The sequence below is a fragment of the Murimonas intestini genome (assembly GCF_024622195.1).
GTDB classification, from domain to species: domain Bacteria; phylum Bacillota; class Clostridia; order Lachnospirales; family Lachnospiraceae; genus Murimonas; species Murimonas intestini.
In genome coordinates this window covers 111619-126843 of sequence record NZ_JANKBI010000003.1, presented here as the reverse complement: position 1 = coordinate 126843, position 15225 = coordinate 111619, and the positions used below count along the sequence as shown (strand labels likewise).

The 15225-nt window shown below is 46.7% G+C and carries 11 protein-coding genes; 2 read left to right on the top strand and 9 right to left on the bottom strand.

Annotation, left to right across the window (positions count from 1 at the left end; translation table 11 throughout):
• Window positions 1-29: 29 nt before the first annotated feature.
• From NSB28_RS06680 to NSB28_RS06670, 3 genes are read right to left on the bottom strand one after another with little or no spacing between them, the layout of a single operon-like run.
• Window positions 30-689: a DUF3786 domain-containing protein gene (locus NSB28_RS06680; RefSeq protein WP_109626145.1), complete on the bottom strand. Its 660-nt coding sequence runs from the start codon at window positions 687-689 to the stop codon at window positions 30-32.
• Complete coding sequence (locus NSB28_RS06675; protein ID WP_109626144.1) at window positions 658-1311, bottom strand: epoxyqueuosine reductase QueH; 654 nt, start codon at window positions 1309-1311, stop codon at window positions 658-660. The genes NSB28_RS06680 and NSB28_RS06675 overlap by 32 nt, the downstream gene beginning before the upstream one ends.
• Window positions 1304-2341 (bottom strand): LacI family DNA-binding transcriptional regulator, encoded by a 1038-nt coding sequence (locus NSB28_RS06670; protein ID WP_257497629.1) that lies wholly within the window; start codon window positions 2339-2341, stop codon window positions 1304-1306. The genes NSB28_RS06675 and NSB28_RS06670 overlap by 8 nt, the downstream gene beginning before the upstream one ends.
• Before the next feature lie 187 nt (window positions 2342-2528).
• Here NSB28_RS06670 and NSB28_RS06665 point away from each other — a divergent pair, with 187 nt between their 5' ends.
• Entirely contained in the window at window positions 2529-3524 is a 996-nt protein-coding gene (locus tag NSB28_RS06665; protein ID WP_109626142.1) for a glycosyltransferase family 2 protein, read from the top strand.
• A gap of 94 nt (window positions 3525-3618) precedes the next feature.
• On the top strand, window positions 3619-4425 hold the full coding sequence (locus NSB28_RS06660) for a LytTR family transcriptional regulator DNA-binding domain-containing protein (RefSeq protein ID WP_257497598.1): 807 nt from the start codon (window positions 3619-3621) through the stop codon (window positions 4423-4425).
• A gap of 8 nt (window positions 4426-4433) precedes the next feature.
• Here NSB28_RS06660 and NSB28_RS06655 read toward each other — a convergent pair whose 3' ends face one another.
• The 6 genes from NSB28_RS06655 to NSB28_RS06630 all read right to left on the bottom strand — a co-directional run bounded on the left by NSB28_RS06655 (window position 4434) and on the right by NSB28_RS06630 (window position 15219).
• The gene (locus NSB28_RS06655; protein ID WP_109626140.1) at window positions 4434-6140 is read right to left on the bottom strand and encodes a hypothetical protein; all 1707 of its coding nucleotides are present in this window, start codon (window positions 6138-6140) and stop codon (window positions 4434-4436) included.
• 10 nt (window positions 6141-6150) lie between these two features.
• Window positions 6151-7566, bottom strand: a complete 1416-nt coding sequence (locus NSB28_RS06650) for a radical SAM/SPASM domain-containing protein (RefSeq protein WP_109626139.1) — start codon at window positions 7564-7566, stop codon at window positions 6151-6153.
• Between the two features lie 30 nt (window positions 7567-7596).
• Entirely contained in the window at window positions 7597-10344 is a 2748-nt protein-coding gene (locus NSB28_RS06645) for a DUF4135 domain-containing protein (RefSeq protein WP_109626138.1), read from the bottom strand.
• 71 nt (window positions 10345-10415) lie between these two features.
• Window positions 10416-10718 (bottom strand): hypothetical protein, encoded by a 303-nt coding sequence (locus NSB28_RS06640; protein WP_109626137.1) that lies wholly within the window; start codon window positions 10716-10718, stop codon window positions 10416-10418.
• A 98-nt stretch (window positions 10719-10816) separates the two neighbouring features.
• The gene (locus NSB28_RS06635; RefSeq protein ID WP_109626136.1) at window positions 10817-13030 is read right to left on the bottom strand and encodes an NHLP bacteriocin export ABC transporter permease/ATPase subunit; all 2214 of its coding nucleotides are present in this window, start codon (window positions 13028-13030) and stop codon (window positions 10817-10819) included.
• A gap of 11 nt (window positions 13031-13041) precedes the next feature.
• On the bottom strand, window positions 13042-15219 hold the full coding sequence (locus tag NSB28_RS06630) for an NHLP family bacteriocin export ABC transporter peptidase/permease/ATPase subunit (protein WP_109626135.1): 2178 nt from the start codon (window positions 15217-15219) through the stop codon (window positions 13042-13044).
• Between the last annotated feature and the right edge of the window lie 6 nt (window positions 15220-15225).

Sequence of the window (15225 nt, the reverse complement as noted above, 5' to 3'; positions counted from 1 at the left end):
ATCGCTTCCAGCGATGGTTGTCTCATAGTCTACCATATTTCAGCTGCCCTGACAAGCGCCTTCGCCCCATATTCCCCCACCACCGGCACATCCTCGGGATGGATGCAATGCGTGACTGCCTCATCAAAAAGAATGTTTATGTTCATGGGAAATTCATCATCACCTTCAAAAAGAATATAAGTGACAGGTATATTTGGAAAAATGTGCAGTTTCACTGAGGCATCCCCATAAGCCGCCGGTTCACCCTGCAGCTTCCTGCCCGCCTCTCTAAACGCATCCAGGCGCCCGGCAAAGGCAGATTTCAAAAGAGGCTCCACCTCACGCAGAAAAGCAGCCTCAAAATGCCCCACCCCTTTTATTTCCCTGAAAGGGAGTTCACGCCCGCTGATGCGGGCCGTCTCACGGGAATAGATCAGATAGTGCATGATGAGCAGCTGCGTATGGACATCCACCTTTTCCAGCGGGTCAGAGCTTCTGCAGATGATCCCCGTCCGGCAGTCTGCCAGGTAGACCTCATCCGGCATGGGGACTGCCGCATACCTGCCCTCCTGCACAAGTGCTAGTCCTGTCCTTCTCAGCACAGCCTCCAGGTCTTCTCTTAAAAACATCTCCCTGTCATGCAAAAGGACTTTCTCATAATTATCCATCTGCTTATCCTCACTCTCCTTTCTGACTTTCATTCGTCTCATTTCTCTTCAGGCTCTCCTGTTTTGAAAAGACACAGCCGCAGTAATTCTGGCGGTACAGGCCGTACATGGCCGAAAGCTCTGTAGACCGCTTGTAGCCGTTCTTTTTCTTAAAATCTGACGGGAGGTATTTCACGCCATATTTTTCCCCCTCCTGAGCACCGATCTCGTTAAGTTTCTGGGCATCCTTCATGGGACTGATCGTAAGGGTTGTAGTATAATAATCATATCCCCCGTCAGCTGCCAGCCTGGCCGCCTCCGAAAGCCTCAGCCTGAAACAGGCAGAGCATCTTTCATGCCCTTCCCCTGTATGCTCAAGACCTTTTACAGCATCATAGAACCTGTCCTTATCATACGGTCCTGAGCAAAAAGTGACAGGATAGCGTGCCGGTATCTCCTTTGTCAGGCGTTCCTGCTCTTTAACACGCTTTTCGTACTCTTCATCAGGATAGATATTGGGGTTGTAATAAAACACGGTGATCTTAAAATAAGAGGACAGATATTCCAGCACATAACTGCTGCAGGGCGCACAGCAGCTGTGAAGAAAGAGGGAGGGAACCCTTCCCGCCCTCTCATTTTCCCTTATGATCTCCTCCAGCTGCCTCTGGTAATTCATTTTATTCATAGACACTCTCCCCGCTTTCCTTCACACTGTTCCCCCTGATGAGCTCACTGTTAGAAAATATCTTAAACTTTGCCGCCACAGGCTCCCTGATCTCTTTTTCCAGAAACATCATGACTGCCTGGGCGCGCTGGGCATGGGCCACCCTGACTGTTGTGAGACGACACTCACCTGTCATGTAACTGGGCAGCTCATCCACGCCTGCCAGGGACACATCCTGCGGCACCTGTATTCCCTTTTTTCTCAGCGCCCTCATCACTCCTATGGAAACCTGATAATTCTCCATAATGAACGCATCCGGCAGATCATTCTTATCAAGATACCGCTCCATCTTTTCTGAGACGTCATCTATTGTAGTTCCTGCCCTTACTATAAGGCTTTCATCGGCTGGAATGCCGTTTTTTTCAAGTCCCATCCTGAATCCTGCCCGTCTCTGGCTAAAATTATAGATATCCACTTCATTTGCAAGATACCTGATATTTTGGCATCCCTGAGCCGCCAGATAATCCACAAGACTGCCAACTGCCGCGGCATTATCTATAGCCACACAGTTATAATGCACATCCAGGTCATTATCATAGATGACCATAGGTTTGCTGATCCTGCAAAATGGCCTGAAATCATCCTTCTCCATTTCAGTGGCATCCAGTATAATGCCAGCCACTTCCTCCTGGCAGGCATCCTCTATCACCCGCTCAATCTCCTCCTCTTTCATCTCCGTATATGTGATTCCCAATGTATATCCGAGACGCTTTGTCTCGCGGTCAAACACTTTAAATACATCCGTCCACAAATCCAGCTCAGAATCCGTGATAATGCCCTTTTTCTTATTCACAATGATGATCTTTATCATCTGCTTTCTGGCAGGAGGGCCATCCTCACTGTCCCTGATGCAGCTCCCCTTCTCCATATCATTCAGGCATTTCAATACTGCCTCCCTGGTCTTTGGACTGACACCCGTCTTGCCATTCAGCGCCAGTGAGACTGTCGCCTTAGAAAGATTTAACTTTCTTGCTATATCAGCTGCTTTCACTTTCAATATAATCAACTCCGGTTTAAACTAATTTATAATTTTTAAACTTAGTTTAAACCCTTTTCCCTCCTGCGTCAAGTTTACCCCTGAAAATCATTTTGGCAGCAGCCTGTTAAAACAGGTGGAAATCTTTCCTGATAACTGATACAATAATAGGAAAATAAACACACTGCCATTTGGAGGAAGTATGAAAATCAGTGTCTGTATTATAGAAAAAAACGAAGAAAATGTGCTTGAGCGCTGCCTGCAGGGAGCAGCATTGTTTGCTGATGAAATTATTGTGCTGGATACCGGTTCTTCAGACAGCAGCCGGGAAATTGCTCTCAGATATACTGATAAGGTATTTGATTATGTGTGGAAGGATGATTTTGCCGCTGCCAGAAATGCTTCCTTTGAAAAGGCAAGCGGCGACTACATAATGTGGCTGGATGCAGATGATGTGGTGGATGCAGAGAATGCGGCAAAGCTGTCCGGGCTGAAGGAGACCCTCAGAGGGAGCTCAGCGCTGCTGATGCCTTATGAACGTCCCGAACACGGCTGTGTATTCTATTATCTTCGCATGGTAAAACGAAGAACAGACAAAAAGCCTTACTGGCATGGTATAATCCATGAGCAGCTAATTGCTTACGGTCCTGTTCAGTTTGCGGACATTCTCATACGCCATGCTAAAATGGGGACACTGGACTATGAGCGGAATATCCGGATGATGGAAAAGCTTTCTGTTGAGGACCTGAAGAATGATTTCTACCTCTGCTGCCAGTGTTTTCTAGACTGCTGTCTTGCCGGGAAGAAAGAACTGTCAGACTATTACTATTCTTTTTGTGATGACAGCGGGGATTTTGACGTGAAGGCGGCACAGTACCTTCCTGTCTGCAATGTTCTTGCCTGGCACAGGAAGGATAAGGACGTCCTTCGCTGGACAGAATTGGCATGGAGAGACTTCCAGCGCCACCCTGTGCACAAGGATATAATGTGCCGTCTCCTTTCTGACGGATTGAAAGCTGCGGAAAGGCAGGGAAATTTCCAGATGTCAGAGACTATCAACAGCAGAGTGCTGGAACTGGATCCTGAGAATCCTGCTGCACTAACGAACCGCCATTCGCTGCAAAGAGTAATGGCACAGATCGGAGCGAAAAATATAAAGATTTTTGATTCCATAATTTCAGCTTTTGCTGATAAATGAGCAGACAAAAACGAATTTTTATAAAGATATTACATGACGCAGGGGCCAAAAGACCCTTTTCCCCCTGATGCCGGATAAATCGGAGGATGCATATATGGGAACCCAGCATTACACAGAAAAAGATATTTTAGACAAATCCAGGGAGTTGATTCATGCTTTTATGAATAAACAGCTCCTTCCTTTCAAAAATTTATTGGACGAAAACTTTGTCTGGGTGGGTGATTATTCTTCTCAGTACATTCAGGGACGTGAAAATTTTCTTAAGACAGTTGAGCTAGAAGCTGCGCTGCCGCCCTTAGAACTGAACCAGGAGGAATATGCCATGCTGACGCATGAGCGGCAGACATGGGTGACTTACGGACGCTTCACAGTTACCGCGCAGGGAATGGGAGACACACCGCTGTCCAGCAAGGTACACTTTACCTTTGTCTGGAAGCAGAACAAAGAGGCGCTGTACTTACTTCATGCCAATGCCTGCCACGTTATAGATGAGCAGGTCCAGGAGACTGCCCCGGAACCTGCTGCTGAGGAATCCACACCACAGGCAAGAGTATTCGACCGCACGAACATTGAAATCCTCTCCGGCGGAAGGATGGAAAAAATCAGGATAAAAGACCTGAACAGCAACGTGCATTTTTTATTTCCCGGCGAGATCCTGTACATGAAATCCGATAACAAGATTACCACAATCTATACCGATCATGATTCCTTTATGGCAAGAATAACTCTGAATGAAATGGAACACCCACATTTTGTCCGCATTCATAACAGCTATCTGGTCAACATCCGCTATATCACAAAAATCCGGCGGTATAAAGCGACTTTGGCCGATGGAACGCAGCTTCCTATCGGCCAGACACGTTATAAAAGTATCCAGAAACAGATTTCCGGAAAGGAATAGATACTATGTTAATCCTGGCTCTTTTTAGTGTAAAGAGTTTTGTCATTTTCACGGTCGGCTGTTCCCTCGTACACCTGGGTACATGCCTCGTCTGAATAGAATGTACTATAGCCCTCTCCCAGTATTATCTGTACTATGCCGCCTTTGCAGACTGACACGGAATATTCTTTTTCATTATCCGTCCCTGGGTCTGCAATCAGGGTGACTGTGCGGGTATCCCCGCTGTCCAGCTGTGCCTTCAGTTCCTCCGAAACCTCATACTTCTCTCCATCATAGGAAAGTTTTGACTCTCTTATCAGTTTTCTTGTTCCATCCGCTTTTTCTATATATTCAAAGCATTCCTGAATCTCATACGTTTCTGCGTCTGCCACGTATTTCTGAACATATAAATCCGTTTCTTCCATCTCTGTAATATTATTGTCGTCCGGATATTCTCTCACAGCATCCTCACGGTTCATAGCAGTTTCCACTGTCAGCATACCGTTTTCTTCCCCTGAGGATATAACCCTCTCCCCCTCAGGTTTGAGACAGATTAAATTGCGGAGCGGCTCTTCGAAATATTTTTCATAGGTGCCGTCCATACACAGACCTCTGAATGGTGCCGCCTGGTCTGCTAAAAACCCGTAAACATCCCCGTTCTCACAAATCTGTACATTGGAATCACCGTCTTCAATAACAGACATATCTGCATCATAATAACAGAAATATATACGTTCTTCATCTCCGTAGTACTCAGTTCCATTGATCTGAATATTAGTATGATTTTTAAGAAGTTCTTCTGTTGCATTCGCTTCATAAATCCTGTTTAAAGGCTCCTCATCCTGCTTTGCCGCATATAAGGTCTGATCCTCGTCAAAATTATCGTTTTTTTCGTGTAATTGTGTACACGCCTCATCGTCATATAGTACATATTCCGCCGGGATCAGCACTGCGGCAGCGACTCCTTTGGGAATGTCCTTTGAGAACGTCTCCTCCTGCTCAGTCCCCGCATCCATGACAAGGGTCATTTTCCGGGTATCTTTACTCTGGAGCATCTCCTGGTATTTTTCCGGCAGCTCATATCTGTCTGCTCCCGCGGTGAATATCTCCTTAACTGCCACGCGTTCTGCTCCATCCGGGGAAACAAACGATAATGTAAGTTCTTTCAAAACAAACGTATCCGGATCCACCAGATACTCAAACTTTGCAGTTTCTTCCTCTTTTAGGCCTAACTCTTTCTGATCCTCAGGACTGTCTTCCCAACTGGTCTCCGTAACGATCTTCCTGCCTTCATCTGTGTTTTCATCTGCAACCACATTTTCCCCTTCGAAAAACACAAAGGTTCCCTCCGGCCTGTTATCGCTCACCATCTGCTCAAATAATGTATTGTCTCCATATAACAGCTCATACAGTGTGTCTGTCTCAGGGTCATAAGAGCATATATTTTTTTCCTTCCCAAAATCCATAATATCAATCTCTCCGGCCGGCCATTCCCGGGCCAGACGGTCCTCATCAACATAAATGAATAGTTTCTCTTCTCCGTCCTCCCCATATGTAATGTCTTCTATACTGAAGCTCCCGTAATTCTCAATCAGATTCTCCGCGGAATTAACTTCACCCAGTTTCCGCAGAATATCTTCATCCTGCCCATTCTGCACTTCTGCCGCTGTTGCCGGTACTGCCGTCATTCCCAGGCAGAATACTGCTGATAATAAAATAATCAATCTTTTTTTCATTTTTTTCCTCCTATTTTTTTGCTTTAGTTGTAATACCCTTAGTCCAGATTATTGCCGTGTTATGATAACCGTCCATGGACCGGGCCAGCTTGTCCAAATAGCCGTTCCTGAAGAAAAGGCATTTGGAGGGATCACTGCCAAACTTGTCTCTTTGCAGTACCACTGCCAATGCCCGGCAGCCTCCGGCACAATAACGGAACCAATTACAGGCTCCGCATTCTCCATTGTGTTTTTTCAAATCACCCAATGTGGTGCACACCTCGTATAAATAATCACCGTCCTGTAAATGAGGATGTAAGCCGTCCTCTTTTACATTGCCCAGGAAACTGCCCATGCTGTCTAATGTTCCGGACAGCTGATGGCATGGATACAGATTTCCGTTGGCCCCTACAGCCACCATCCCCCGGTTGCCCCTGCACACAGGAATGCTGTCCCGGTATTTGCCTGCATCCAGGTCTAAGGGATGTGGACGGTAAGCTTTAATGCGAGGCCAAATATTGACAAACTGCCAGATATCGATCTCCATTTCACAGCCGCTTTGAATGTACTCTGTGCAAAACTGCAGCATCCTGTCATAATATTCCGTCAGCGTAAGACAACTGTCACCTGCATTTTCAAGCCACCTGGGCACCTCAGTAGTACGGATAATTCTCATTTCATCCACTCCCATATCCGCCAGGAGTTTTGCCGTAGGCAGCATAGAATCAACATTCCGCCGGTGTACATTTGTCTGGGCCTTCACCGGGAATCCATTCTCTTTGCACAGACGGATAGCCCGCAGAGCATCTTTCTCTGCCCCTTTGTGATTTCTCATCCAGTCATGGTGGCCTGCTCCATCAAAAGATATCTTCATCAAAGGACGGCAGCCGATCGCCTTCATCTCATCCAGAATCTTCTGGGTGATAAAAAAGCCATTAGTATTCAGTTCTTCAATGTACATGTCATGCTCATATATGCATTCAACGATCTGCATAAAATGCGGATGGAGCATTGGTTCTCCGCCAGTGATGGTAAACGCATTGATTCCGCAGTTTTCCGCTTCACAAATAAGTTTCTTGGCCTCCTCCAGAGAAAATTCGTTCTGGATCCTGTCGTTGCCGGTTGCATTAAAGCAATGGAGACAGTTAAAATTGCACTTCCCCGTCACCATCCAGTTTATAGCCGGAAAATAACGATTGTCACAATTCTTCCATCTCTGCCACTTTGTCAGAGTATCTCCCTGCTTTGCCGGACGGCAGAGCCCCCGCTCCAGCAGTCCTGTAAGAACGGGATTATCCTCAATCTCCTGCTGCCCGTCACACCGCTTCAGAAGATTAAATTCTTCTTCTTTTAACCCGCAGGCGTTCCGCTGATGGCGCACATAGCAGGCATATGGCACCAGCCGCCATGAGCGCAGGGCAATCGTATCACTTAATATGTACTTCATATAGTATAGTCCTCCCAGATCTTCTCTCTTTCATAAAATAACAGAGTTAATGCGATTCGGCCTTGCATAATGCAGTAACGAATAACCAATTCCTGAATAGCCATAAAACAAAGAAACATCTGCACATTTTTCGTATTTCGGCGGCATCAGAGAATAATAACCGTCCCTCTTTGCCGTTGCAGACATGGAGGCAAGAAGGCATCCGGCCTCTTCAGACTTTCCATTCTCTAATAAAAATTCCACAACTGAACTGTTTCCGCAGCAAATATGGTCCATGTATTGATATCCAATTTTTTGACAGGCTTTTTCTGCCCTTTCCAAATCTTCCCGCCGACAGGCAGACTTATCTCCCGCACGGATACATTGCAGCATGGCCAGCCCTATCCCAGGTGCGCCAGAACAAAGTCCGTGCATATATCTCTTAGACACAGCGCTGTCCCGGAAATCAGGCCAGCTTCCGATGTCTTGATCATAGGCCTGATGTTCAAAGGCCAGGGCATCTTCCGCAGCATTGCAATATTCACTGCTGCCTGATAATCTGCCGGCTTCCATCAATGCCATGCCAATACCCGCCATGCCATGCCCCATACCGCTGACCGCACGCTTTTTCCCCAAAGTATCCCACAGGACTCCTTTTTCATGAGGCATATTCTTTGCCTCAATAAGCCTACCGGCACATCTCATTATAACACGCATTCCGGCATCTGTCTGAGAGAATCCCGGCACTGATGCAACTGTATGCAAAAGGCCGGCTGCACCGCTGTATACATCAATATACTTAGCTTCTTCTATTGGCATTTTATCCGTCAGGTTCAGTAATTCCACAGCTATTTGCACAGCCTCCTGTTTTCCTGTATACTCCCCAATCTGCTGCAAAGCTTTTAATATCCCTCCCAGACCGTCAATCAGTCCATATGGGAGAAAAGTTTCCGGAATCCTTGTGGCCTGTCTGATCTCACGCAGCTTGAATTCTACAAGGGAAAGATATTCTTCCACTGCCAGGTTCGCTTTCTTCTGCACGGAATCCTCCTCAGATACGGAGACAAGAGCTGATGCAAACATCGCTATCCCTCCCCACCCATTTGCCAGCCCCATTGAAGAAGTGCATATCCCTCCCTCAGGTGTCCGCATTAACCAGGAGTGTGCGCCGCAGGGAGCCTCTAACATTTTTCCTGCAATCTCCCCGAAAATCCCCTCCGCCCCGGCAATGGCATCCCTTACAGCCATTGGTTCTTCAGCCCTTATAGGCTTATAGTCCTCAGCGGATGGCCTGAGCACATATCCCATTGCGTTCCTGAGCAGGTTTTCCTCAAAACGGAGTTCCTTATCATCAAGCCTGTTCAGGTGGTCCATTGTATTTTCAACCGCAGCGCGGCTTAAAAATCCAGGGCATATGATCCTTCCGTCCCTGCCTAAAAGGTCATATCCGTTACCCGCTGCTTGAAAGCAGGGAATATCATGCCCCCACAGGCTTTCTGTTTCGTTTTCTGCTGCGGCAAGCATATTTTCTGCCCCATGTTCCCTGAATACGGCACTCATCATGGCGGATAACCGCTCCTTTAATGCAGCTGCATCTGATCCTGATGGCTGAAGCAGCTGCTTTAAGATCTTTGCATAGCTGTTTGTATTCCGCAGCAGGATTCTTAAATTTACACCGGAAAATTCTGAAATTGCTTCTGAAATATCATTACGGCATGCCACACACCGCCTGTATCCTTCCCTGAATCCCTGAAAAAAAATATCCTCCCTGCCGCGCACCGTAAACCTTTTCCCTTCCCATACCGGAAGGTTTCCTGCATCCTGGCCCGTATAGTAAAAGATATTTTTTAATCCCCAGACATCCACTGGTACAATGGCGCTGGAATACAGGGAGGCATTCAAATCTGCCGTAAAGGGGTCCAGGGATTGTTCTGTTTCCGGATAGATCTCCGGGTCATTGAATACCCGTATAACAGGCTGCAGCAGGGTTTCCATATCTACCAGCACAGGCTTACAGCCAACGGCCAGCACATTTTCAGCATGGATGTCAGTACTTCCCAATGCGTGCATCAGGGCACAGAAAATACCAAGATTCCTGTAATAGACATTAATTTTTTCCCCACTGTCCACGGGTATGGCATCCATAAACTCACAGAAACCATATCCATTTCCGGCAACACACCGCGGCGCATCAATTGCATCTGAAAAAAGACGGGTGACAATGCCGTAATACATCTTATCTATGCCAATGTCGCGTGGTTTGTAAAGAATTTTGCCGCCTTCTGTGTTCAACAGTAATGTACATCTTCCGCCCCAATGCAGATCAGCCATACCGCCCTGGATGCCAATCAGCTGCCCCGGGTCTGCCCCTCCAAACAAATGCTGCCCTATCTCTTCTCTGTGCAGGGAATAATGCTTCCCCAGTTCAGCCATGAAATCAACAAAATTCTCTGTCATCTGAGGTATCAGTTCCCGCAGCATGGGAACATATTCATAAAGGCACTCAACCCCTTCCCTGCCTATGACTTCTGCTGCATGTCTTTCAGCCTCAGCCCACTCCTCTTTGCAGGCCAGCCTTGAATCTATGGCACACAGAGGATTCTTTTCTCCCAAATATTTTTCTTTCAAAGCCCGGACAGCGGGAGCAGTGACATTCATCAGCCGTCCGGCCAGTATATTTACCGCCGGTTTGGCCGCATAAGGCAGGTGCTTTTTTATTTTGCTCTCAACATTATCCTCTCCTGTTTTTTTATTTCCATAAAGATATGCGAATAAATATTCTTCATCAACTGTACTCATCACTTTGAATCCCCTTCATCAGTTTTAATCAAAATGCTGTACTGCAATTCATATTACAGGCTCTGTACAGATTAAACCTCAAAACCAGCCTTCCGAAGCCCATCCATTATACACATGATTCCCAATGTCATCACGGAAATGCCCGCAGCCACTTCATTGCATCCTCCAGCTACATTTTCCAGTTCTTCATCACTCAGTTCCCCTGTTTTTGTGTTCTGCTCATTTAAAAACGCTATAATTTCTTCTTTTGTAGCCTCTACTCCATGAGCTTTAACAAATTCTTCTATATTTCCAGCTTTGACAGACTCTGCTAAAGCTTTTTTCAATTCATCACTGGATAAAATCTCTTTATAAAGCTGTTCTAATGATTTCATATACGTTCTCCTCTCGCGAAATTACTCCGGCGGAGATTCTTAAGGTTCAATTGACGAAGAATACTTATGCACATATCTTTATATGAAACTGTTCTGTATCAAAAAGCTGCAGCTTTTTCCACGTGCTCCGTACTGTCAAGGCGCTGCCTGGCTACCAGTTCTGCAAAATATCCGTTATTTTCCATAAGCTCATCATACCTGCCATCCTCTATGATTTTTCCTTTGTCCAGGACGATGATCCTGTCACATTGCTGTATAGTGGAAAGGCGGTGTGCAATGACAATACGGGTGCATTTCAGTGAGTCCAGAGACTCTGAAACCTTCTTCTGTGTAAGGTTGTCAAGTGCACTGGTGGCCTCGTCAAACATCAGTATTTTAGGCTTTGGCGCAATTGCCCGGGCGATCATCAGCCGCTGCCTCTGGCCGCCGGAAACACCCCCTGTACCTTCGGAAATCAAGGTATGCATTCCCATGGGCATACGGCGTATATCCTCCGCTATCCCTGCAAGCTCTGCCGCTTCCCATGCCTCATCAAGTGTAAGCTGCGGCGCCGAGATCGTAATGTTTGAGTAGATATCTCCCTGAAAGAGCTTTCCGCTTTGTGTAACTGCGCCTATACAGCGGCGGAGGGATTTCAGGTCAATGGTACTGATATCCCTGCCGTCATAATAAACCGCACCTTTCTGCGGCGTTTCAAAGCCCAGAAGGAGGCGCATCAGGGTTGATTTTCCGCAGCCGGTTTTTCCTACAATGGCAACATACTGTCCGGGACGGATCTTCAGCGACATATTATCTATGACAGGGGGCATATTCTCGCTGTAGCGGAAGGAAACATTGTTCAGCTCGATTCCGCCTGACAGACCAGTCACCACCTGTTTGCCTTCGGACACCTCAGGCGCTGCGTTAAGAAGCGGTTTAACCATTTCCATAATGGGCCTGATCTCAGCCACGGTAAGAGCAATCCCTGCAAGTGAAACAAAAGCACCTGAGACCATTCCATAAGCAGTATTAAATGCGTAATAATCTGCAACAGACACCTGCGATGTTATTGCCATATAGTACATAACGATAGTGCCTGTAAGGGTTATTGCAAGACTGATCACCGGATTGATCTTCAGAAATACCGGCGGATTATAAGTGAGCTCTGCCTGTTTTGCATAAAGCTTTCCCCATCGGGCAAAGGCTCTCTTTTCCGCACCTGCAAGCTTAAGCTTCTGCACTCCTGTGATAAGCGCATAACTCATGCCGCTCTCCTTACTTGAAAGTTCCATCTGCCGCATTGTGATCTTCATCTGAACAAAGGAGGACACAGCGGAAAACACGAGAGTTACAAGGATGATAATCATTGCAGATGCAACCAGTCCAGGCGCATAAATAAATATCTGCGATATATAGATCAGCGAAAACAATGAGGTAAAGCCAGTTATCAGAATAGTTTTCACGATCATTTTGCAGAGTTTGTTGATATACTGTGATCTGCTTGAAAGCTCACCTGCACTGTAATCTTTAAAGAAATCTGCCGGAAGTGAAAGCACCCTCATCATCGTCGCTGCCTGCACGGCAATATTCATTTTTGTGCTGATCCTGGCTGTAAGCATAGTTTTTACAGCATTCATGATCATAGAGCTGACCGAAACGCATACAAGAAATACTGCTATGGCGCCAAGCAGCTGCAGGCTGCCCGAATCGATAACTGTTGAAAAAATAATATTATTTATCTTTGGCAGAAACATTCCAATAAGCGATACTGCAAAAGCTGCAGCGCCAACAAGTGCAAAATCCGCAACCGACAAAGTACCCATAATATAGCGGATAAGTGCCGGAATTCCCATCGACTTCAAAGGAAACGGCTTATAAAACGCTATGCCCTCTTCATCGAACAGCCCTTCGTTTTTTCTATTGATCTTTTTTTGTTCTTTTGTCTTTGAATCTATGTAGACATATCCGGAAAGTCCGGCGGGAATAAGTGCAACCACGCTCCCATCCTCCCGGAGCCTTCCAAGCATTGGGCCGATGGCATCCTTATACCATCCCCCGGACAGCTTCACCGTGCGCCGCATGATCCCATGAGGGTGCATCAGATATTCAAGCTGATCGTTCATATCACTGACATCATCAGGAACCTTGCGGCTTTTAATATGGTAGTATTTCAGTATTTCATCTATGGCATTCTTTGTTACCGTGCGGTCATTTTCCAGCGCTTCCGATATCCTGGAGCCCATAACAGCTCCGGCAATCTTGACAAAGGAATCGCCGAATACCTCATCGTCATTTTGTTTTCTCAGCCTTACCTGTTCATCAAACCATCCCATAGCATCACCGCCTATTCATTTGATACGAGATGAGCATATATGCCTCCTTTGGCATAAAGCTCCTCGTGAGTGCCGCGCTCCACTACCTTTCCGTAGTCCAGCACAATAATCTCATCACAGTCGCGTATTGTCGAAAGACGATGTGCCACGACAATACATGTTATTCCTCTGTCTTTGATAGACCTTACCACATCATATTCCGTCTTCGCATCAAGGGCGCTGGTTGCCTCATCAAGGATAATGATCGTGGGATCCTGTGCAAGTACACGGGCAATCTCTATGCGCTGGCGCTGACCTCCTGAAAAATCCTTCCCGCCCTCAGTCATCATATACTGATATCCGCCGTCACGCTGCATAATGTCTTCGTGAAGCTGTGCATCACGTGCCGCCATTATCATCTCAAAATCCTCAATGGAGCTGTCCCACATTTTTATATTGTTTGCAATAGTATCTTCAAATAATATAATGTCCTGGTCAACCACAGCAAGAGAGCTGGTAAATACACTTCTGTCAATCTTGTCCACAGGCTTTCCATCGAAAAGTATCTCACCGCTCCAAGGCTTATACAGACCTGAGATCAGCTTGGAAAGCGTGGATTTTCCGCAGCCGGAAGTTCCTACAAAAGCAACACGGCTTCCTGTTTTAAGTGACAGGCTAAAATCCTTTATCAGCGGCTCATCAAGCTTGGAATACCCAAAGGTAACATTCTTCATTTCAATGCAGCCCGACAATTTACGGTATTCATCTTCCTCGGATATTTCCTCATAATTGATGTCCGTTGGATATTTCATCACATCCTCAACCCGCTCCATCTCAGTACGCATTTCCTGAAGGACCTGTCCCGAAGAAACAAGCTTCATGGCCGGGTCTGTAAAGGAAGTAAGAAATCCCTGAAAGGCCATGATCATACCAACTGTAAACTCACCATTCATCGTCAGATAGACTCCCAGTATAAGCACGGCGGTATCGGCAAGAGAGGAGACAAGGGGCGGTACTATACCCAGCATCTGGTCCAGCTTCGCATATTTGACCCTTTGGGTATTGACGCTTGCCTGGTATCCTGACCATTTTTCAAAATAACCGTTCTCCGCACCGCTTGCCTTGATGGTCTCGATCATTTCGATCCCTGCCACTGTTGCCCCTGCGAGCTTTCCTGCATCGCGCATCTGTACCCTTGTGATATTAATTCGTTTCCTTGAAATGATCTGTGAAACCAAAAGATTGATGATAATCGATACTACACCCACAATAGTCAGTATAAGACTATAACGCGCCATAACAACCAGATAGAAAACCATCATCACTGTATTCAGCGCAAGAGGAGCAAAGGTATTTACAAGTGTCTCGGCAATAGCGGCATTGGAGGCCGCCCGCTGCTGAATGTCACCCGCCATGCGCTGTGAGAAAAACTCCATAGGCATGCGAAGCACCTGCCACATAAAGGAGGTACTGCCAACGGCGGAAAGTTTGCCGCTGATGCGCAGGGAATATACTGCGTGTATCCATTCCGCCACCAGCTGGACCACCGCAATTCCCCCGAGTGCCAGAATAAACGGGAGAAACCAGTCAGGATTCTTTCCCGGCAGCAGGCGGTCGAGAAATATCCGTGAAAAGGCCGGATTGATAAGTCCAAAAAGCGATGTTATGACAGTTGTAAGCACAACGAAGGCAATTGCTGTGCCTGTGCCTTTCAGCCTGCTTTTAGCAAAGGAAAACATGGATTTTGGTTTCCCGCCGGGAACAAAATCCCCGCCCGGTTCAAACATAAGGCAGATTCCCGTAAAGCTGCTGTCGAATACATCCATGGACACAGAACAAGTACCGCGCGCCGGATCGTTTAGGTAAGCTTTGCCTCCCCTAAAGCCGTCCAGCACAACAAAATGGTTGTAATTCCAATGGATAATGCAAGGGAAAATACCGTTTTTCATTAAGTCTTCCGGCTCATAACGGTAAGCCTTTGCAGTAAAACCATAGCTTCTTGCCGCCCTCAGAATATTTCTTGCGTTGGAACCATTGCGTGAAACGCCGCAGTCAGCTCTGACCTGCTCAAGCGGGACCCATTTCCCGTAATATGCCATTATCATGGCAAGGGACGCCGCACCGCATTCCAGTACCTCCAGCTGCATAACCACCGGCACCCTGGCCACACCTTTCTTTATTGGTGTCTTGATCTTTATTTTCTTCTTCATACAGGC

Bases quoted from the DNA above. Each gene is read 5' to 3' on its own strand.
- NSB28_RS06680 (WP_109626145.1), bottom strand. From the start codon at position 689: ATGAGACGAATGAAAGTCAGAAAGGAGAGTGAGGATAAGCAGATGGAT.
- NSB28_RS06675 (WP_109626144.1), bottom strand. From the start codon at position 1,311: ATGAATAAAATGAATTACCAGAGGCAGCTGGAGGAGATCATAAGGGAA.
- NSB28_RS06665 (WP_109626142.1), top strand. From the start codon at position 2,529: ATGAAAATCAGTGTCTGTATTATAGAAAAAAACGAAGAAAATGTGCTT.
- NSB28_RS06660 (WP_257497598.1), top strand. From the start codon at position 3,619: ATGGGAACCCAGCATTACACAGAAAAAGATATTTTAGACAAATCCAGG.
- NSB28_RS06655 (WP_109626140.1), bottom strand. From the start codon at position 6,140: ATGAAAAAAAGATTGATTATTTTATTATCAGCAGTATTCTGCCTGGGA.
- NSB28_RS06650 (WP_109626139.1), bottom strand. From the start codon at position 7,566: ATGAAGTACATATTAAGTGATACGATTGCCCTGCGCTCATGGCGGCTG.
- NSB28_RS06645 (WP_109626138.1), bottom strand. From the start codon at position 10,344: ATGAGTACAGTTGATGAAGAATATTTATTCGCATATCTTTATGGAAAT.
- NSB28_RS06640 (WP_109626137.1), bottom strand. From the start codon at position 10,718: ATGAAATCATTAGAACAGCTTTATAAAGAGATTTTATCCAGTGATGAA.
- NSB28_RS06635 (WP_109626136.1), bottom strand. From the start codon at position 13,030: ATGGGATGGTTTGATGAACAGGTAAGGCTGAGAAAACAAAATGACGAT.
- NSB28_RS06630 (WP_109626135.1), bottom strand. From the start codon at position 15,219: ATGAAGAAGAAAATAAAGATCAAGACACCAATAAAGAAAGGTGTGGCC.